Here is an 18,464-nt window from a genome sequence, read left to right as displayed (position 1 = left end):
GAGAGAGGCGCGCATTGCCGGCGTGCGCATCGGACCATCTGCTAGGTTGGTGGGGTGTTGCGCGCAAAGCTTGGACACTCGGCGCCCTGGTGTCTTTTTTCTATCGCTTCCAGCCTGTACGCGGTCTCGCTCTTCGGCTGCGAGAGCACCGACCTGCCCCCGTATACCCACCTCCCGGGGGAAGGCGGCGGCGGCTCGGGGTGTGCGCCGGGGCAGATCAGCGGCGCCAGCGGATGTGCGCAGGTGGGCATTCGGGGCTGCGCCGACGCCTTCGTCGACGAGGACGGCTTCTGCCGCCCCGCGCTCGCGAAGTGCTCGCCCGGGACGATCCCGAAGCACGACGAGGGCTGCATCGAAGTCGGGATCCCCGGCTGTGCGGCGGAGTTCGTGGAGGGCGGTGCCTGCCATCCCACCATGGCCAGGTGCCCGGAGGGGACATTCGCGGTCCCGCAGAAGGGCTGTGTTTCCATCGACGGCCCGGACGGCTGCGGCTCGGCGCCGTGGGGCGAGATCGTCGAGGCGCCCGGCGATCTCCACGTCGATCCTGGCTACGAGGGCGGAGACGGCGACGGGTCGCGGGAGAGGCCGTTCACGACGCTGGCGGAGGCGCTGGCGGGCGTTCAGGCGGACGGGCGCGTCGTCCTGGCCGAGGGCGAGTACGACGAGCCGATCGAGATCGCGAAGCCCATCGAGATCGTCGGGCGGTGCGCCTCGCGGGTGGTGCTCCGGGGCGAGAAGAGCGATCCCGACGGCAACGTCAGCGCGGTCTGGATCCACGACGTCGACCACGCCGGCGTGCGCGGCGTGAGCCTGCTCAGCCCATCGATCGGGGTGTTGATCCAGTCAGCGGCGGTCTCGGTGCGCGACATCCGGGTGACGGGCGAGAGCGGCAAGGGGCTCGTGGTCGCGCTCCCTGGCGCGAGCCTCGATCTGTCGCGCAGCCTCGTCCAGTCGTCGTGGGCGGACGATGGAACGGGCGAGGGCTGGATCAGCGTGCTCGTCGTCTCCGGGGCCGAGGCGCGGCTCACCGAGAACGCGCTGGTCGGCGGCACGATCAACCTGCGGATCAGCTCCGAGGCGGCGGAGGTGGTCGCGGAGGGCAACCTGCTGGAGGCCGCGGCGCTGCCGTCGGCGACGAGAGACGGCGTCGGCGTGCACCTCGAGGACGGCACGCTCCGGCTCGACGCGAACGCGCTCGTCCACCATCACCTGGGCGCGCTGGTGACGGGCGCCGGCGCGGAGCTCGTGGCGGCGCGCAACCTCATCGCCGCCGCGGCGGACCCGGCGCCCGAAGCCGGCGGCCTGGCCGTGGAGCAGGGCGCGCGCGCGTCGCTCGCGTCCAGCGTGCTGTCCGGCGCGTGCGACGCGCTGCTCGCCGTCGCGGACGCCGGCACGGAGGTCGAGGCATCTGGCAACCTCTTCGATGGCGCGGCCGCCTCGGAGAGCGGTCACCTCGGAGTCGCCGTCGAGCAGCGCGGCGGAGCGCTCTCGCTGTCGTCGAGCCTCGTGCGCCAGGCCGGCGACGCCGGGCTGTTCGTCTCGGGCGGGACGCTCTCGGCGAGCGGCGTGGTCATCGAGGGCACGCGCGCGAACCCGCTGCACCGGGATCGCGCCGCCGGCGTGCTCGTGCAGGGTGGCCGCGCCACGCTTGCGTCGACGTATGTCGTGGAGCCCCACGTCGCGGGCGTGTCCGCGTCCCGGGGCGCGACCCTCGAGATCGCGGACAGCCTCATCGAGCGCTCGCTGCCGGAGGAGCGCGACGGCACGGGCGGCGTCGGCCTGCTGAGCGCCGGGGCGGCGCATGTCCTCGTCCAGAGGTCGGCCGTGCTGGAGAGCCGCGTGGCGGGCCTGCTGCTGGCCTCGCCGAGCACGGTGGAGGACACGGTCATCCTCGGGGTCGAGGGCGGCACGTTCTCGGCCCTGAGCTCCGGTGGGCAGACGGAATCGGTGCCGGACCTGGGCGACGGCCTCGTGGTCCTGGGTTCGACGGCGCAGGTGAGCACGGTGCAGGTGCAGCGCTGCGCGCGCGCCGGTTTGCTGTTCAGCGACAGCGGCGGCGCGCTCGCGAGCTCGGAGTCCACCGGCAACCGGTTTGGCCTCGTCGTGCAGGGCGCGCAGGCGCCGTCGGTGTCGGAGGACAACAGCTTCGAGGGCAACCAGGAGAGCGATCAGCTCGCCGAAGGCGCGCTCCCCGTCCCGAGCAGCGCCACGCCCGCCCCGTGACGATCGCTCACCGAAAGGCCCGGCCCCGCCCGGCCCGGACGGACGTCGAGCCGTCGCGGCGACACGCGCACGACGCGCTCGCGGATGTCGTGTTGAGATCGCGAGGCGCGCGTCGAGGCGCCTCGCGCAGCGATGGTTTGCGTCGCCGAGAGCTTGCGTCGATGTCGCGAGAACGACGTCGGTCAGGGCTCACGATCGCGTCGATGACGACGATCGCGCACCTCACGGACTTCCATCTCCTCGAGGCGGATCACGACCGGCGCCGCGGCGCCGAGCGGTGGCGGCTTCGCTACCTGAGCTTCGGCCGCCCCATCGACGCAGCGCAACGGCGCCGTCGCACGCTGGCGGCGCTCATCGAGGCGTGGCGGACCGGGGCGGACCACCTGGTGCTCACCGGCGACCTCACGGAAGACGGGACCCCTGCCCAGTTCGAGGTGCTCGCCGCCGTCCTGGCGGAGAGCGGCTGGGACCCCGCCCGCGTCACGTTGGTGCCTGGCAACCACGACGCGTATACCGAAGGCGCGTGGGAGCGCGCGCTGGAGGGCTGCCTCCGCCCCTTCGCGGCGACGAGCAGGCAGGGGACGGCCGTCGCGCTGCCTGGGGCTGTCGTGGCCGGGGTCTCGACGGCCATGATGCAACCGGTGACCCGCTCGGCGGGCGCGATCGCGGCCCGCGAGCTCTCGTGGATCGCCTCGCTCGCCGCCGAGGCGCGCCGCTCGGGCGACGCGCTCGTGCTCGCCCAGCACCACCCGCCGCTCCGCCATCCGATCGGAGCGATGCAGTGGCTGGACGGGCTCATCAACAGCGCTGAGCTCATGGCATTGCTCCACGAGCACGATCACCTTCACGTGATCCACGGCCATACGCACCGAGCGCACGACGCGCCGGTGCGCTCAGGCGCGCCGCCTCGCATCTTCTGCGCTCAGGCGCTCGTGGACGGACCTTCACCGCTACGCCTCTACCGTGTGCGTTGCGGGCGCCTCCTGTCCGAGCGAGCGCGCGTTCGGAGCGGCGCGTCGGCGTTCGCGCTGGCGTAGAATCTCTCACACGCACTGCAGCGCGCGTTCCCCTCATCGCGCTCTTTTCGCCCAAGACGCGGCTCGTATAGAGTCCTCGTTCGATCATGAAATTCACGTGCTTACTCAGGGGTACGATCACCGTCGTTGCTCTCTCGACGTTCGCGGCCCAGCTGGGCTGCGGCGGCGCCGCGCCCACGTCCGTGGCACCGGTGATGGTCGACGCCGAGCCTGTCGAGACGTCGAGCTCGAAGATGAGCTCGCGCTCCGAGATCGGCGGCATGAACGAGGAGAAGGTGCAAGCGGCGTTCGAGCGCGCGTCGTCTCGGCTCTCGCGCTGCTACCAGAAAGGCGTCCAGCGGATCCCCTATCTCGGGGGCGAGATTCGCTTCAAGGTCCGGGTGACCGAGGAGGGCACGGCGCGCTGGGCGTTCGTGAAGGACTCGAACCTGGGCGATCGCGAGACCGAGGCGTGCATGCTGAGCGTCCTGAAGGCGACGAGGTGGCCGAAGCCGGTCGGCGGAGAGGGCCTGGCGGAGAACAGCTTCACCTTCGAGCCGAGCAGCGACGAGCGCCTGCCCGTGCCCTGGACGCCCGACCAGCTCGGGACGCCGTACAAGAAGGCGAGGCCGGCGCTCGCGTCGTGCCGGAGCCAGGCGGGCGCCAGCCAGCTCAAGGCCACGCTCTACATCGACACCGACGGCAAGCCGCTCAGCGTGGGCGTGTCCAGCAACGACGAACGGGGCGAGGAGGCGGCCGAGTGTGTCGCCGGCGCGCTGCGCGAGATCACCTTCCCCTCTCCTGGCAGCTATGCATCGAAGGTGAGCGTCGACATCGATTGACGTGACGCCGCGCACCGCCCGCAGCGATCGCCCGCACGCCGGGCTGGCCGCTGGCGGAGGTGTCCGGCAGGCGTGCCGCTGCGCGCTGCGTCCCGCCCTGTCCGACGCGGCGAGGATCGCAGGGCTCGTCCATTGGCCGCGAATTCTACCGCCCTTGCTGGCAGCGCGCGCCGCGGGACTGCGCTACGCTCTCGTCGTGGGCAAGGTCCTCCGGCAGATCCTGGTGCTCTTGTGGAAGGTGGCTCGCCTCGTCCTGTGGAAGTGGCTGAAGCCGCGCCTCATGAGGTTCGCGATGATCACGGCGGCGCTCGTCGGGGTCATCCTGCTCGTGGTGGCCGTGCTCGGCAGGCTTTAGCGGCGAGCGCGGCTCCCCGGCTGGCAGCCGCGGGCGGCGCGGCTGTCGTTCGTTTGTCCGCGGTCGCATCCGGCAACTAGTCTCTCCCGCTTGCATGGCTAGCTCACCGCCTTCCTTCCTCCTCGCGGCCCTGACGTGCGCGATCGCGTCGGGGGGCGCCGCAGCTTGTTCCGAAGAGAGCCCCGCCGATGCGGCGCCTGCCTCGCTCGAGGCGGACTCCCTGCGGACGCCCCCCGAGGCGGACGCGCCGCGCGTGTCCTCGGGAGCGGCCGTGCCGCGCGCCGCGCTCGTCGAGGCGGCGCACGTCACGAAGGCCCCGGCCCCGGCCCAGGCGGAGGCCGACGCGCCGCCCGCGGCGAGCGCGGCGGCAACGGCGCCGCCCGCCATCGCGGCGGCAGAGGGCGCGCGCATCTACTCCAAGGCGCGGTTTGCGTGGATCAACCCTGGCCCTTACCCGACGCGGGGCTGGAGCGGCTACCTGGGGCTCGGCGGCTCCGTCGCGCTGCGCGGCGGCAGCGTCGAGGCCGCGCGGACGCCGGGCGAGGGGTGCGACGCGTGGTACGCCATCGAGCCGCGGGGCTACGTCTGCGCTGGCGCCAGCGCCGCGGTCGACCCGAACGACCCGGTCGTGGCCGCGTTGCGGCCGCACGCGCCCAGGGTCGACTCCCCGTGGCCCTATGACTACGCGGAGTCGACCGGCGCGCCGCGCTACCCGCAGCTCCCGAGCGCGAAGGAGCAGCGGCGCTCCGAGTGGGACCTCGAGGAGCACCTCGCGAACATCGCGAAGGTGCGCGCCGCCGAGGGCGCTGGCGAGGAAGCCATCCGCGAGCTCGACGAGGCCCTCGTAGGAGTCGACCTGAAGCCTGCGGGGGTGGCCGCCCCGGCGCTATTTCCATTCGGCGGCCTCGTGCGCGAGGGGCGCGACCGGATCGTGAACGGCTCGACGGTGGCGTTCACCCGCGCGTTCGACGCGCAGGATCGGACCTGGGTGGTGACCTCGGACCAGGCGTACATGCCGAAGGATCGCCTGAAGCCCTACCCGCGATCGAGCTTCCAGGGCGTCTGGCTGAAGGACGGGCGTTCGCTCCCGCTCGCGTTCTTCCGCAAGACCGATCGGCCGAAGTACCAGCGGGGCGCCGGCGGCCGCTTCGAGCCGACCGGCGCGTCGTTCGCGCGGCTCGCCTCGGTCGGGCTCACCGGTCGCGCCGAGAGCGAGGACGGCGAGCGGCTCCTCGAGACGCAGGAGCCGGGGGTCTACGTGCGCGCGGACGACGCCGTCGTGATCGAGGCGGCGAAGAGCTCGCCGCTCGAGGGCGAGGGCGATCCGTCGTCGCCGCGCAAGTGGATCGAGGTGAGCGTGCTCGGCGGCTGGTTCGTCGCCTATGAAGAGCTCACCCCGGTCTTCGCGACGCTCATCTCACCGGGGCGCGGCGGTGTCCCGAGGCAGGGCATCCCCGCCATCGAGACCGCGGCGACGCCGACCGGGCGCTTCCGCATCGACGGGAAGTTCGTGACGGCGACGATGGTCTCGAGCACGAACGACAAGATCGTCCACTCCGAGGTGCAGTTCGTGCAGAACTTCAGCGGACCTCACGCGCTGCACGGCGCGTACTGGCACGACGCCTGGGGCGAGCCGAAGAGCGGCGGCTGCGTCAACCTCTCCCCCATCGACGCGAAGCAGATGTTCGCCTGGACCGACCCGCCGGTGCCGGAGGGGTGGCACGGCCTGCGGGCCTCCCGTGACGCCGGCCGCTCCACGGTGGTCCTCATTCACCGCTGATCGCGCGCGCGATCCGGCCCACGAGCCGCAGCGCGGCTTCCGCGAACACGTCCGGATCGAGCAGCAGGCCGACCACGAGGAAGCCGTCGCGCGGCATATCGAAGAAGTAGCCGGGGTGGACGATGATCCCCTCGTCGCGCACGAGGAGCTCGACCCAGCCGTCCTCGTCGTGCACGCGCGGGACCTCCAGCGTCGCGTACCAGCCGCCGTCGATCGGGAGCCGCCGGACCGCACCCCCGGCGCGCGCGGCGATCGCCGCGTCGAGCGCCGCCAGGTTGGCCTGCACGCGCGACAGGATCGCGCGCTGGACGGGCGCCCGTGAGGCGAGGATCTCCGGCAGCGCGAGCTGCACCGGGGTGCCGACCGAGAGGTAGGTGTCCGCGATGACCTCGAGCCGCTCCAGCGCCGCCGCGGCGAGCTCCGGCGGCCCCGAGACCGCGATCCAGCCGAGCTTGAGCTGCGGCAGCGCCATCACCTTGGAGAGCCCGCTCAGCACGAACGTCAGCGCCTGCCGCGCGCCGGCGAAGCTCGGCAAGCGGTCCGGGGCGAGGTCTCCATGGGCGTAGTCCCCGAAGACCTCGTCGACGATCAGCGCGAGCCCGCGCTCCCTGGCGCACGCCTCGAGCGCGGCCGCGTCGTCGCGGCGCACGAAGGAGCCGGTCGGGTTGTTCGGATGGACGAGCACCACCGCGCGCGTCCGCTCGCCGGCCGCGCGCTCGAGCGCGCCGAGGTCGATGCGCCATCCTTCCTCCCTGAGGAGCGGGTAGGGCGTGAGCGCGACGTCCTCGAGGCAGGCCAGGTACTCGAGCAGCGGGTACGACGGCACGGGGACGAGCACGTCGTCGCCGCGCTCGGCGAGCAGCTTGAGCAGCCATCCGTACGCTTCGCTGGTGCTGGCCGTCAGCACGACGCTCGACGGATCCACGTCGAGCCCGCGCTCCTGGTAGTAGCGCGACACCGCGGCGCGCGCCGCCGGATCGCCGAGCGGCAGCGGCGCGTACCGCTCGCCGCGCGGCTCGCCGAGCGGCGCGATGAGGTGAGCCGCCTCGACGATCCCGCAGCGCGTCGGGTTCGACTCCGTGAAGTCGACGAGCGCGCGCCCCGCCCCGCGCGCCTCGGCGAGCACGGACGCGAGGCTGTTGCCCGAGAGATCCCAGCCTGTGCGCGCCGCGAACCGCAGCGGCCTGGGTGCGCGCGCGTGTTCCGCGTCCGCCTCTGCCATGGGAGGTCGATCCAGGATCACCCGTTTCTCCATGCGTCCTTGCTCCATCGCCGTCCTGCTCTACCCCGCCCCGCCGGTCGGCCACCGTGACACGGACGGCGCCGGACGGCAGCCGCGCGTGCACCCGGGCAACGCAAGGGTGCGCGGGCTGCCTGCGGGGGTGCTCAGCCGCGGCGCCGCCGGCGCGCCGCCGACGCCGCCACGAGGAGGCTCGCGAGGCCCCAGGCGGCGCGGCTCGACGGCGGCGTCCCGTCCGGGCGAGCCGCGGCCCAGGTGCACGCGCCGCTGGTCGCCTCGAGCTCTCCGTTCGCCATCCAGACGTCGCTCCCCACCGGGAGCTCGCGCGCGCCGAGCGAGGCGCCGTCGTAGAGCACGTCGACGGCCAGCGTCGCCCCTCCGGAGCCGCGCGGCGCGGCGACCGCGAACTGCCACAGCCCGCGGCGCACCTCCCGGAGCGGCGTGTGCATCACCCCGCCGCGGACGGCGACCGTGAGCTTCCCATCGACGCCCCTCACCGGGGCGCCGTCAGGGCGTCGCAGCTCGATCGTCCCCCAGACCGGCCACGACGGGTCGGGCCTCGCGTAGGTGCTCGACAGGACGTACCAGCTCTTGTCGAGCGCCGGCTCGTTGCCGCCGGTCTCGGCGGCCTCGAGCGCGAGGCGCGCGCCTTCGAGATCGAGCACGCCGGGACCGAGCTGCGCGTCGAGCGGCACGGCGCCCCTCGGGTACCGCGCGCCTGCCTGGAGCGCCTCCGTGACCTCCGCCTGGCTCAGGTTCGGGTTGACCTGGAAGAGGAGCGCGATCGCCCCTGCGACCTGCGGCGCCGCCATGGACGACCCTGACGCGATCGCGTGGTGGTCGTCGACGACGAAGCAAGGCTCGTCGCCGGGGCACCCGGGCGTATCGAACAGCCCTCCGGGATCGTCGCGCGGGTCGACGCCGCTGGCCATGGCGGCCGCGACCAGGCCGCCGGGCGCGCTGATCTCCGGTTTGGCCACGCCGAACGGCGTGGGGCCAGCCGCGCTGAAGTAGCAGGCGCTGTCCTCTTCGATGTCCACGCCGTCGAGGCTCGTGAGGCGCACGCTCGTGGAGCTCCCCTGCGGCTGCCAGCGGACGCGGTTGATGGTGCACCCCACGGCGAGCAGCCCAGGGTGGCTCGCGGGCACGTTGATCGTCCCTTGCTTGATGGCGCGCGGGAACAGGAGCCCGAGATCGTGCGACGGCGAGACGTCGCCGAGCCCCGTCACCCAGAGCTGCGCGTCCCCTTGGCCTCGCAGGCGGATCGCGAACTCGCCCGCCTTCCACGCCCCGCTGAAGGCCACGACGGCGCTGTTCGTCGCCGCGGTGATGGGCGACTTCCCGTTCGCGAGCCGGTTGATGACCGCGCCGGTCGTCTCGCCGTCGTCGCCGGTGTAGCCGGCGTCATCTCCGGGCTCGATCAGGCCGATCCACGCCTCGCCGCCTGGCCCGTCGAGGCCGACCGACACCTCGTCCCCGGGCCGGAAGGTGATCCAGACGTATCCTTCGCCGCGCTCAGCGCTCGGCGTCCGGATGGGCACGCGCGTCTCGGCGTGCGCCGACACGTGGGCCTCGGTGTGGATCCCGAGCGGCCCTTCGCCGTCGAGCTCGTACATCGCGCCGCTGTTGCCGGCGGCGACGACGATCGCCCGCCCCGGATGAGCGCTGCCGACCATCGCGGCGAGCCCCGCCTCGAGCGGGCTCGTCCCGTCGTGGGGCCCGAAATCGCTCCCGACGCTCAGGTTGACGACCGCCGGCATGTTCAGCTCCTCGGCGCGGTCGAAGATGAACTGCACCGCCTTGAGGATGTCCGGATCGTCGAAGCCCTCGCCGGGCCGCGCGGGCGCGGCGATGATCAGCGTCGCGGCGGGCGCCACGCCGACGTACCGCGGCCGCTCCGAGACCATCGGCCCGCCGTTGCCCGCGGCGATGGAGGCCACGTGCGTGCCGTGCCCCGCGATATCGCGGAGGATGCCGGGCTTGCTCTGCGCGAGCATGGCGTCGATGTCGGCGTCGGAGAAGATCGCGCACGCCGACTGGTCCGGATCATCGCACCCGTAGGTGTGCTCGAGCGCCGCGTGCAGCCCCTTCGGGCTTCCGGCCTGCAGCATCCATCGGATCCGTGTCTTGCCGTCCTTGTCTCGAAAATCCGGGTGGGTCACGTCGAGACCGGTATCGACGACGCCGACGACCACCCCCTTGCCGTCCGCGCCGGTCGCCTTCCTGTACGGCTCGACGCGGATCCACCCCTTGGAGCGATCGAGCAGGGGCCGCCGCGGCGGTCCTGTGAGCAGCCTGAGCTCCGGGTGCGCGGCGGAGAAGGCGCCGACGTCGCCGGGCGCGAGCCGGATGGCCCCGAAGCCCGGCGCGACCGGGAGCAGCCCGAGCGCTCGCGCGTCGGCGCCGGCGGGCAGCGGCACCGTCACGGGGATGCGCCCGCGCGGATCGGCAAGCGGGTGCCGACCCAGGCGCGAGCCGAGCAGGCGCGCCACCGCCGGGGCCGGGACGTCGGCGCGCGCTTCACCCGCCGCGAGAGCGAGGCCGAGCAGCGCGATGGAGAGCGGAAACCTGCGGGCGAGCACGCCGCGAGTCTACACCACGTCCGCGCGCGGCCGAGGTCACGAAGGGCGCTGCCCTCGCCGCGCGCTCTCCGGAGCGCGCCGCGCGCCGCTCACACGGGCGGCACGAGGTGCTTCTTTCGTGGCCTCTCCTCGACCTTGCCGGCGTACCGCTCGAAGCGGCGCGCCACCTCGCGGCGGAGGTTCGCCGTCGGGATGATCGCGTCGATCACGAGCTCGCTCGCGAGCTTCTCCAGATCGACGTCGGCCCGGTACTCGTCGCGCAGCTTCTGGACGAGCGCCTCGCGCTCGGGCCCCGCCGGGATCGCCTGGATCTTGTTGAAGTAGACGGCGTTCACCGCGGCGCTCGGCCCCATCACGGCGATCGAGGCCGAGGGCAGGGCGATGCACTCGTCGGGCGCGAACGCCGGCCCGCACATCGCGTAGAGCCCGGCCCCGTACGCCTTGCGCACGACGACGGACAGCTTCGGCACGCTCGCCTCGCTCACCGCGGCGATCATCTTCGCCCCGGCCCGGATGATCCCCTGCCTCTCGACGACGGTCCCGATCATGAAGCCGGGCACGTCGGCGAGGTACAGGAGCGGGATGTTGAACGCGTCGCACAGCCAGATGAACCGCGCCGCCTTGTCGGCCGAGTCCACGAACAGCACGCCGCCCTTGTATTTCGGCTGGTTCGCGACGATGCCGACCGCGCGTCCCTCCACGCGCGCGAGCCCGGTGACGATCTCTCGGGCGTAGAGCTTCTTGATCTCGACGAAACTGCCCTCGTCGATGATCGCGTCGATCACGGCCATGATGTCGAACGGTTTGTTCTCGTCGGCGGGGATCACGTCCTCGAGCGGCCGCTGCCCTGGCTTCTCCGGCCTCGGCTCGACGCGGGGCGCGGTCTCGGCGGAGCTCTGCGGCATCAGCGCGAGGTAGCGCTTCGCGAAGGCGATCGCCTCCTCCTCGGTCTTCACCAGGACGTCGCCGCACCCGGAGACCGAGCAGTGCATGCGCGCCCCGCCGAGCTCTTCGAGCGTGACCTTCTCGCCGATCACCATCTCCGCCATGCGCGGAGAGCCCAGGTACATGCTCGCGTTGCTCTCGACCATGCACACCACGTCGCAGAACGCCGGGATGTAGGCGCCCCCCGCCGCCGACGGGCCGAACAGCAGGCAGATCTGCGGGACGAGGCCGCTCAGCTCGACCTGGTTGTAGAAGATCCGGCCCGCGCCGCGCCGCCCGGGGAACATCTCGATCTGGTCGGTGATGCGCGCCCCCGCGGAGTCGACCAAGTAGAGCAGCGGGCACCGGAGGCGCCGCGCGGTCTCCTGCACGCGCAGGATCTTCTCGACGGTGCGGCGCCCCCACGAGCCGGCCTTCACCGTCGAGTCGTTCGCCATCACGCACACGGGGCGCCCGCCCACCGTCCCGGTGCCCGTGATGACGCCGTCGGCCGGCAGCTCGGGATCCAGCGCGTTGGCGAGCGCCGCGTCCTCGATGAAGCTGCCTTCATCGACGAGCAGCGCGACCCGTTGCCGCGCGAACAGCTTGCCCTGTTCCGCGTTCTTGTCGTGGTACTTCTGCGCGCCTCCCTTCTCGATGCGCGCCGTGAGATCCCGCAGCTTCTGATCGAGCGACATGGCGCGACCCATAGCCCTAAGCGCGCCGGGCGACCACCTCCCGCGCCGCCGATTCGAGCTCCCGCGCGGTCCGGGCGACCAGCACCTTCGTCGCCGCCGCGGCGTAGCGCGGCATCGCGCTGTCCCCCGTCCCCCAGGCGCCCGGCCCCTCGGGGCACAGCCACAGGAGCGCCCGCGCCCGGTCACGGAGCTTCCTCACGACCTCCGCCTCGTCCGCGAAGTAGTTCGTGCGCCCGTCGCCCAGGATCACGAGGGTCACCCGCCGGTCCACGTCACGCCCGTGTCGCTCTTCGAAGGCCAGCAGGGCGCGCCCGTAATTCGAGTTGTGCGCCCGGCTCACCACCTCGCCGCGCTGGATCCGCTCGAGCGCCGAGCTCGCCGGCAACGCCTCGAAGAGCTCGGTCGTCTCGGCGAGCTCGCTCACGAAGACGAACGATCGCGTCCGGTCGAAGAGCTCCTGCGCCGCGCAGACGAACTCGAGCATGAACCGCGCGGCGACGCGGACCGAGTCCGACACGTCGCACAGGATCATCAGGCGCGGCTTGTCGCGCCGCCGCGCTCGACGCGCCGGCAGGAACGGCACGCCGCCGGTCTGGAGGCTGCGCCTCAGCGTCCGGTGAGGATCGATCCTCCCGCGCCGCGCGCGGCGCCTCCGGAGCCGCTCGGCGCCCCGGAGCCGCACGGACAGCTCCTTCACGGCGCGGCGCACCTCCTCCATCTCGCCCTCGCCGAGCGAGGCGAACGGCACATCCATGCGGCCGTGGGCAGCTGGCTCTTCACCCTCGAAGCGCCGGAGCGACAGCGTCACGTGCTCGCGCACGCGGTGCCGCATCCGCTCCAGCTCGGCGGCGAGCGCCTCCGCCAGGGCCCTCCCCCGCTCCTCGCCGAGCGCCTCCTCGAGCACGCTCCGGATCCGCCGCAGCGCGCTGGCGACGGCCGGCACCCCGAGCTGATCCATCACCCGCTGCGCGAAGAACCCGACCTGGAGCGAGCTCGTCATCGGCGCGAGCACGCGCGCGATCCCGGCCGCCTGGAGCGCTCGGTCGAGCTCCCCCGCGGTCCCTGCGAGCGCCTGGAACGCGATCGCGTCGCCCGAGGCGCCGCTCCGCTCCGCCGCCGCGCTCAGCAGATCGCGCAGGGCGGAGAGCTCCCCATCCGAGAACCCTCGCTCCCGCAGGCGCCCCCACAGATCGCCGACGTGCGCGCCCGCGGGAGAGAAGAAGCGGTCGAAGCAGGCGCGGTACCGGCGGAGATCGGCGGCGCGCTCGACGACCACCGCGCCGATGGCGTCGCGCAGCGTCCCGCGGTCGCCGAACCCGACGAGGGCGCACGCGCGCGTGACATCGATGGCCTGCGCCGTCGAGACGGCGAAGCCGTCGCGGCGCAGCGCCCAGAGGAACTCGTCGATGGATAGGAGCATGGAGAGCGTACCGGTCCAGCCGGCGCGACCCCGCGGCGGCTACGGCGCCGGCGCGGGCTCCGCGAGCAGCGCCTTGAGGAGCTTCTCGACCTCGGCGTGCCGGGTCGGGTCGTACCCGACCACCACGTCCCGGATGACGCCCTTCTTGTCGATCACGAACATCGTGGGGAGCGCCTTGACGCCGTAGGCCGCGGAGGTCGACTCCGACGCGTCCGCCGCGACCGCGTAGCGCATCGAGAGGGCCTGCGCTGTCTTCGTCGCGACGCTCACGTCGTCGGTCGTCACGCCCACGACCCGCAGCCCTTGCGCGGCGTACGCCGCGTGCCACGCCGAGAGCTGCGGGGCCATCAAGCGGCACGGCGCGCACCAGGTCGCCCAGAAATCGAGCAGCACCACGTTTCCGCGCAGGGTCCCGATGTTCGCCGGGACGGTCCCTCCGACGGTGGTGAGCGACTTCCAGGCTGGCGCGAACGTGCCGATCTTGTCGAGGCGAAGGATCTGATCGTGCCCGGGGAACGGCACCAGCGTCGGCGCGACGTCTCGCTCTCGTCCGCCGCGCCGGATCCGGAGGTTCACCACGTTTCCAGGCCCCGCGAGCGCGACACGCGCGACGAGCTGCTTTGGCTCGTCGATCTCGACGCCATCCGCCGCGATGACCTGATCCCCGTCCACGATGCCCGCCTTGGCCGCCGGCGAGCTGGTGACGACGTGCTTCGCGACCACCCCCCCGGCCGGCCCTGGCTCCAGCTCCACGCCCAGCCAGGCGCGGCGGGACGCCTCCTCGGCGGCTGCGTGCGGGGCGCCTCCCAGCAGCGCAGCGCCCGACAGCGACACCAGCGTGGCGGCCAAGAGGGCGCGCCATGCGCGGCCTCGCCTGGAAGAGGCCAGGTACATCCGGGCAGTGTAGCATCTCGACCGGTGCGGTCCCGAACCCGCCTCTCTGCGTGGTGCGCGCTCGCTGCGGCGTCGCTCGCCTCGATGACGCTCTCGACGGAGGCGCGGGTCCGCTCCGGGTGGGCCCCCCTGCCGCTGGGCTGTGCGCCGCCCCCGCCGTCCGCGTCCCCCGCTCACGTCGCGGAGACCACGGAATGGATCGGACGCGGCTCCAGCTCCATCCCCGAGGCGCGCGCGCCGGCCCCGGCGCCCGCTGCACCGCCGGCCGCGGCGCCCTCGGCGTGGGAGCTCGCCGGGCAGCTCGCGAGCTTCCAGCCCGTCACGGATCGAGCTCGCTCCCAGCACTTCACCGGCGAGATGGAGGCGGAGGTGAGGATCAACGCGGCGGCTGCGCCCTACCCGCAGCTCGGTCCGGATCGCGTTCTCCCCTCCGGCGCGGCCGTGGTCGAGTTCCACTACCGGGCGGGCGCATCGGAGCCGGACACGCTCCTGGCCATGGTGAAGCGACCGGCTGGCTACGACCCCGACGGCGGCAACTGGGAGTACCTCGTCCTCACGCCCCAGGGCACCTCCACCCACCGCGGCGCTCTGCCCCTCTGCAAGCGCTGTCATGCCGACGCCCCGCACGACCACCTCTTCGGCGGCCCCCGATAGGCGCTCGCGTGGCCCTCGACAGCGCGACGCGTCACAGCGTCCATTGGCCGGGGCTCTTGGTCCGCAAAGATTGCGAAACACGGCATGGCACGCGACACCGCTGCCCGAGCACCTCGTCGGACACGGATCCACGACAGCCGAAGAAACCGCGGCGAAACGTGAGTATTCCGCTGGACGTACGCGCGCGCGAGGACGCAGCGACGAGGAGGCCGCGAGATGGCACAGAGGCTGCTCCAGGCGGAATTGACCGTGTTCTGCGCTGTGGGCTGCAGCGTGTCTCGGTCCTCCTCCCCTCGTAACGGGCCTCACTAGCTTGTGCTTGGTCGTTCAGCGGGCGCCATCCCGCCTCTCCATGGCGCCGCTGCTGCTTGGCTTACGGCTTCTTCCCGTTTCGTCAGCTTGGCCTGCTCATCTCGTGGTGCGCTTCTAGAGCTTCGCTTGCCCTTCGAGAGCGTGTGAAAGCGCGCGGCCATTCCGTGACGGAGTCGCCGCGCGCCCTGTTTTTGTCCTGCGCTCGTTGCCCGCCGCCGGCTTCGTGTGCGTCGCCGGCATGGCCCGCGCCGCTCGCCCGCTTCGCCCTACGGCGGCTCAACCTTGCGGATGGGATCAGCCTTTGCGGGCGAGAAGGCTCGACCATTCGGGGGAGTCGCCAGGGCGCGAGGCGTGAGGGCGACGAAGGAGCGAACTTCGCAACGACCTCGGCGGCAAACGCCGCGCATCCGAGCAGACGCACTCAGGCATCGATCACTTTTCCTTTGACAGCTCGCTCGGGGGCGTATAAACGCCGGCACTCACTTCGCGCAACCGAGCGCGACGCGGGAGTGCGGTGGCGTAGCCACGTCTTGCACTTGTCTTCACCAGAGCGCCCATAGCTCAGCTGGATAGAGCATCGGCCTACGAAGCCGGGGGTCGGAAGTTCGAATCTTCCTGGGCGCGCCTGATCGGTCGTGTAAAAGGTCCTGAGCCTCTCATGGATGTCATGGATGACGGAGCGGATTTGCTCCTCTCCCCTGTGGCACAGCCGGAGGAACCAGCGAACGTCGACGCGCTGTGGATGCGCGAAGCGCTCGCGGAGGCCGAGGCTGCGGCAGGTGCCGGTGACGTCCCCGTAGGGGCGCTCGTCGTCGACGCGGCGGGGACGGTGCTGGCGCGCGGTCGAAACCGCCGCGAGATCGACCAGGATCCGACCGGTCACGCCGAGGTGGACGCGCTGCGGGCGGCGGCCAGGCGGCTTGGTCATTGGCGGCTCGAAGGGGCGACCGTCTACGCGACGCTGGAGCCGTGTCCCATGTGCGCCGGCGCGCTCGTCAATGCCAGGATTGCGCGGCTCGTCTACGGCTGCCCGGACCCGAAGGCGGGAGCGGTCGACACGCTCTTCGCGATCGGGCGCGACAACCGGCTCAACCATCGCTTCGCGGTCACGTCGGGCGTGCTCGCAGACGAGTGCGCCGGCGTGCTCCGCGCGTTCTTCGCGAAGCTCCGGACCGCCGCGTCGAAGCGCTGACAGCCCAGCCCGCGCGTGCAGGCGTCAAGGCGCCGCCCACGCGCCCCCCTCGTCCTCTCCCGATCTCTCCTCGCCGGCTTCACCGCCATCCTCGGAGGGCTGGCGGGGCGCCAGATGGGGCGCAGGGGAGCCTCGCACCACGACCTCCTGGAGCCCCTTCTCCAGCTCCTCGTCGGAGATCCGCCGGCGCCTGTGCGCGATCTGCATGAGCTTGCGCAGGTACCCGCTCCACGCAGCGGTGACCTCACCGTTCGCATCGAAGTGCTGCACGCTCGGGTTCGGCAGGATCGACGCGATGTACAGCGCCTGTCCGAGCGAGAGCTGCGCCGCCGACGCGTTGAAGTAGTGCCGCGCGGCGGCGCCGATGCCGTAGACCAGCGGTCCGAACTCCACCGCGTTCAGGTAGAGCTCCATGATCTGCTCCTTGGTGAGCTCCTGCTCGAGGTACATGGTGAGCAAGGTTTCCTGGAGCTTGCGCGCCACGCTCTTGGTCCGCTCGAGGTAGAGGTTCTTGGCGAGCTGCATGCTGACGGTGCTCGCCCCCCGCACGAACCTCCTCTTCCGGAGGTTCTCGCGGATCGAGTTCTTGATGGCTTCCTCGTCGAACCCGTGGTGCCGGTGGAAGGCGCCATCCTCCGTGGTCAGCACGGCGACCTCCATGAAGCGGGAGATGTCCTCGTAGGGGACCCAATCGGCGGTCCCTGGCCCGGACTCGATGTCGACGCGCTTGCCGCCGGGCCCGTAAACCAGGCGCCGGAACGCGCGCTTGAAGCGATCGACGCTGAGCTCCGACGGCATCTCCGTCACGCGGCAGGTGTTGGACACGCCCCAGTCAAGCAAAAAATTCCGGTCGAGGTTCGCGGTATCGAACCGGAGCTTCCCTTCGATCCCGAACGAGCCGGCGAGCCTCATTCCGTGGAGCTTCGCCACCATCCCTTTGGGCACCGAATCCAGCATCGACTGGCAAGCCGTGAGAGGCACCTCGAAGGTGCCGCGGACCCGGTGTGAGTTCCCGGCGTGCTCGTACTCGCCGCGCGCGATCAGCCTCAGCGCACCGAGATCGACCTCGGCGTCCTCGGCGACGAGCTTGGACCCGTCGAGCTTGCCGTTCGCCTTCGCTCGCCATGCCAGGTCGAGGCCTGCGATGGGCTCATCTGCCAGGGCCGCGCTCCGCAGGGAGAGGTTTTTCAGCCTTCCTTCGCCGTCGACGCCAAGCGTCTGGCCGTCGGCGGAGAGGACGACCCGCGCGCGGCTGACGATCGACGTCCGCGCCACATCAAACAGGCCCATGTCCCCTTCATGGACGCCGAGGGTGGAGAGCCAGATGGGTCCGCCCTGCACGTCGGCGACGATCTCCTGCGGGGTCTCCTTCGCGTCGCTGAGCGGCACGCGAAGGCGAAAGGTGAGCGCTTGCTGGGCGTCGGCGCCGGCGGCCGCGATCGCGGCCTCTCCAGGCGAGAGCTCCACCACGAGCGAGCCTGCCTCGCGCCGCACGGCGAGGTGCCCCGGTCCCAGGTTGAGGTGATCGGCGTCGCGCCGGAGGCGCGCGGTGACGCCTGCGACGTCGACCTTGGCGTCCTTGCCGAGCGCCAGATCGATGCCCTGCGCCGCCCGCAGAAGGGCATCTCGAACCGCAGCCCCTCGATTCCGCCCCCCATCGGCCCCGTCGCTGCGCTCGGGCGTCCTCGTCAGCTGTGCCGGATGGGTGCGCTCGCTCTGCTCAGGCACGACCTGAGGTTCAGGGGTCCCCTCCGGGAGCGCCACGTTGGCGTCGATAGAGTCGGCCGAGAGCTCGCTCACCTGATATCGCCCCTGCTCCAGGGCGAGCACCAGTCGGCCGTGCCGGACCGAGAAGGCCGCCCGTCCCAGGGACAGGATCGCTTCGCGCGCAGCGATGGCTGTCCGCCCTCCCGCGCGCGACAGGTGCACGTTGTCGGCCGACAGGCTCTCCGCGGGCGAGTCGGCCCGATCGGTCCAGACGAGCCGCAAGCCCTCCAGCTCGGTGCTACCGCCCCCCTCGCTCGTCGCGGTGCCGGTACGTCCTGCCGGCTGCCCTGCCCGCCAGGTCTCCAGTTGGTGAAGGATGGCCTCGCGCGGGCCGACGGCGGAGACCGTCCCCCCGCGCATCGTCACGCGCCGTCCCGAGACGCCCAGCGCGACCGCGACCTCCTCCAGGCGGATGGAGATGCTCGGCGCCCCGCGCAGCTGGACGTCCACACCCTTCAGGGAGACGCCGCTCCAGGTGGGCCGAACCTGGTCGATCGACAGCGATGCCCCGTACCGATCAGCCGCCTGCTCGGCCTGGTAGCGCACAAAAGGGGCGAACCCGACG

The 18,464-nt window shown here is 72.1% G+C and carries 13 protein-coding genes and 1 tRNA gene (1 of these 14 only partly in view); 8 read left to right on the top strand and 6 right to left on the bottom strand.

What is annotated here, in order from left to right:
• Nucleotides 1-54 precede the first annotated feature (54 nt).
• The 5 genes from WMF12_RS13580 (at nucleotide 55) to WMF12_RS13560 (ending at nucleotide 6,216) form a co-directional block, all read left to right on the top strand.
• Nucleotides 55-2,223 (top strand): DUF1565 domain-containing protein, encoded by a 2,169-nt coding sequence (locus WMF12_RS13580; RefSeq protein ID WP_437871636.1) that lies wholly within the window; start codon nucleotides 55-57, stop codon nucleotides 2,221-2,223.
• Between the two features lie 203 nt (nucleotides 2,224-2,426).
• A complete protein-coding gene (locus tag WMF12_RS13575) occupies nucleotides 2,427-3,260 on the top strand; it encodes a metallophosphoesterase family protein (RefSeq protein ID WP_437871634.1) in 834 nt (277 codons plus the stop codon).
• An 86-nt stretch (nucleotides 3,261-3,346) separates the two neighbouring features.
• On the top strand, nucleotides 3,347-4,081 hold the full coding sequence (locus WMF12_RS13570) for an AgmX/PglI C-terminal domain-containing protein (protein ID WP_437871633.1): 735 nt from the start codon (nucleotides 3,347-3,349) through the stop codon (nucleotides 4,079-4,081).
• Between the two features lie 196 nt (nucleotides 4,082-4,277).
• Nucleotides 4,278-4,436: a hypothetical protein gene (locus tag WMF12_RS13565; protein WP_157906653.1), complete on the top strand. Its 159-nt coding sequence runs from the start codon at nucleotides 4,278-4,280 to the stop codon at nucleotides 4,434-4,436.
• Nucleotides 4,437-4,530: 94 nt separating this feature from the next.
• Complete coding sequence (locus tag WMF12_RS13560) at nucleotides 4,531-6,216, top strand: L,D-transpeptidase (RefSeq protein ID WP_437871630.1); 1,686 nt, start codon at nucleotides 4,531-4,533, stop codon at nucleotides 6,214-6,216.
• Here WMF12_RS13560 and WMF12_RS13555 read toward each other — a convergent pair.
• From WMF12_RS13555 to WMF12_RS13535, 5 genes are all read right to left on the bottom strand, one after another.
• Nucleotides 6,203-7,471, bottom strand: a complete 1,269-nt coding sequence (locus tag WMF12_RS13555; protein WP_437871629.1) for a pyridoxal phosphate-dependent aminotransferase — start codon at nucleotides 7,469-7,471, stop codon at nucleotides 6,203-6,205. The genes WMF12_RS13560 and WMF12_RS13555 overlap by 14 nt on opposite strands.
• Nucleotides 7,472-7,602: 131 nt before the next feature.
• Nucleotides 7,603-10,038: a S8 family serine peptidase gene (locus WMF12_RS13550; protein ID WP_437871627.1), complete on the bottom strand. Its 2,436-nt coding sequence runs from the start codon at nucleotides 10,036-10,038 to the stop codon at nucleotides 7,603-7,605.
• An 89-nt stretch (nucleotides 10,039-10,127) separates the two neighbouring features.
• On the bottom strand, nucleotides 10,128-11,660 hold the full coding sequence (locus WMF12_RS13545) for an acyl-CoA carboxylase subunit beta (RefSeq protein WP_437746028.1): 1,533 nt from the start codon (nucleotides 11,658-11,660) through the stop codon (nucleotides 10,128-10,130).
• A 16-nt stretch (nucleotides 11,661-11,676) separates the two neighbouring features.
• Complete coding sequence (locus WMF12_RS13540) at nucleotides 11,677-13,080, bottom strand: VWA domain-containing protein (protein WP_437871626.1); 1,404 nt, start codon at nucleotides 13,078-13,080, stop codon at nucleotides 11,677-11,679.
• Nucleotides 13,081-13,119: 39 nt separating this feature from the next.
• Entirely contained in the window at nucleotides 13,120-13,929 is an 810-nt protein-coding gene (locus WMF12_RS13535; protein ID WP_437871624.1) for a redoxin domain-containing protein, read from the bottom strand.
• A 69-nt stretch (nucleotides 13,930-13,998) separates the two neighbouring features.
• Here WMF12_RS13535 and WMF12_RS13530 point away from each other — a divergent pair, with 69 nt between their 5' ends.
• The 3 genes from WMF12_RS13530 (at nucleotide 13,999) to tadA (ending at nucleotide 16,132) form a co-directional block, all read left to right on the top strand.
• Nucleotides 13,999-14,628: a hypothetical protein gene (locus WMF12_RS13530; RefSeq protein ID WP_437746025.1), complete on the top strand. Its 630-nt coding sequence runs from the start codon at nucleotides 13,999-14,001 to the stop codon at nucleotides 14,626-14,628.
• Nucleotides 14,629-15,490: 862 nt separating this feature from the next.
• A tRNA-Arg gene (locus tag WMF12_RS13525) sits at nucleotides 15,491-15,564 on the top strand.
• 34 nt (nucleotides 15,565-15,598) lie between these two features.
• Nucleotides 15,599-16,132 (top strand): tRNA adenosine(34) deaminase TadA, encoded by a 534-nt coding sequence (tadA, locus tag WMF12_RS13520; protein WP_437871620.1) that lies wholly within the window; start codon nucleotides 15,599-15,601, stop codon nucleotides 16,130-16,132.
• 24 nt (nucleotides 16,133-16,156) lie between these two features.
• Here tadA and WMF12_RS13515 read toward each other — a convergent pair whose 3' ends face one another.
• Nucleotides 16,157-18,464, bottom strand: the 3' portion of a protein-coding gene (locus WMF12_RS13515) for a transglycosylase domain-containing protein (protein ID WP_437871619.1). Its footprint extends 62 nt past the window's final position; 2,308 of the gene's 2,370 nt are visible here — the last part of the coding sequence; its start codon lies off the right edge, out of view; the stop codon is at nucleotides 16,157-16,159.

It is taken from the genome of Sorangium sp. So ce363 (assembly GCF_051520435.1).
Classification (GTDB): Bacteria; Myxococcota_A; Polyangia; order Polyangiales; family Polyangiaceae; genus Sorangium; species Sorangium cellulosum_B.
This window is presented reverse-complemented; position numbering and strand designations above follow the sequence as displayed.

What these genes read in the sequence shown, in the direction of transcription:
- WMF12_RS13570 (WP_437871633.1), top strand. Translation starts at nt 3,347, where the DNA reads ATGAAATTCACGTGCTTACTCAGGGGTACGATCACCGTCGTTGCTCTC.
- WMF12_RS13560 (WP_437871630.1), top strand. Translation starts at nt 4,531, where the DNA reads ATGGCTAGCTCACCGCCTTCCTTCCTCCTCGCGGCCCTGACGTGCGCG.
- WMF12_RS13555 (WP_437871629.1), bottom strand. Translation starts at nt 7,471, where the DNA reads ATGGAGAAACGGGTGATCCTGGATCGACCTCCCATGGCAGAGGCGGAC.
- WMF12_RS13575 (WP_437871634.1), top strand. Translation starts at nt 2,427, where the DNA reads ATGACGACGATCGCGCACCTCACGGACTTCCATCTCCTCGAGGCGGAT.
- WMF12_RS13540 (WP_437871626.1), bottom strand. Translation starts at nt 13,080, where the DNA reads ATGCTCCTATCCATCGACGAGTTCCTCTGGGCGCTGCGCCGCGACGGC.
- tadA (WP_437871620.1), top strand. Translation starts at nt 15,599, where the DNA reads ATGGATGTCATGGATGACGGAGCGGATTTGCTCCTCTCCCCTGTGGCA.
- WMF12_RS13545 (WP_437746028.1), bottom strand. Translation starts at nt 11,660, where the DNA reads ATGTCGCTCGATCAGAAGCTGCGGGATCTCACGGCGCGCATCGAGAAG.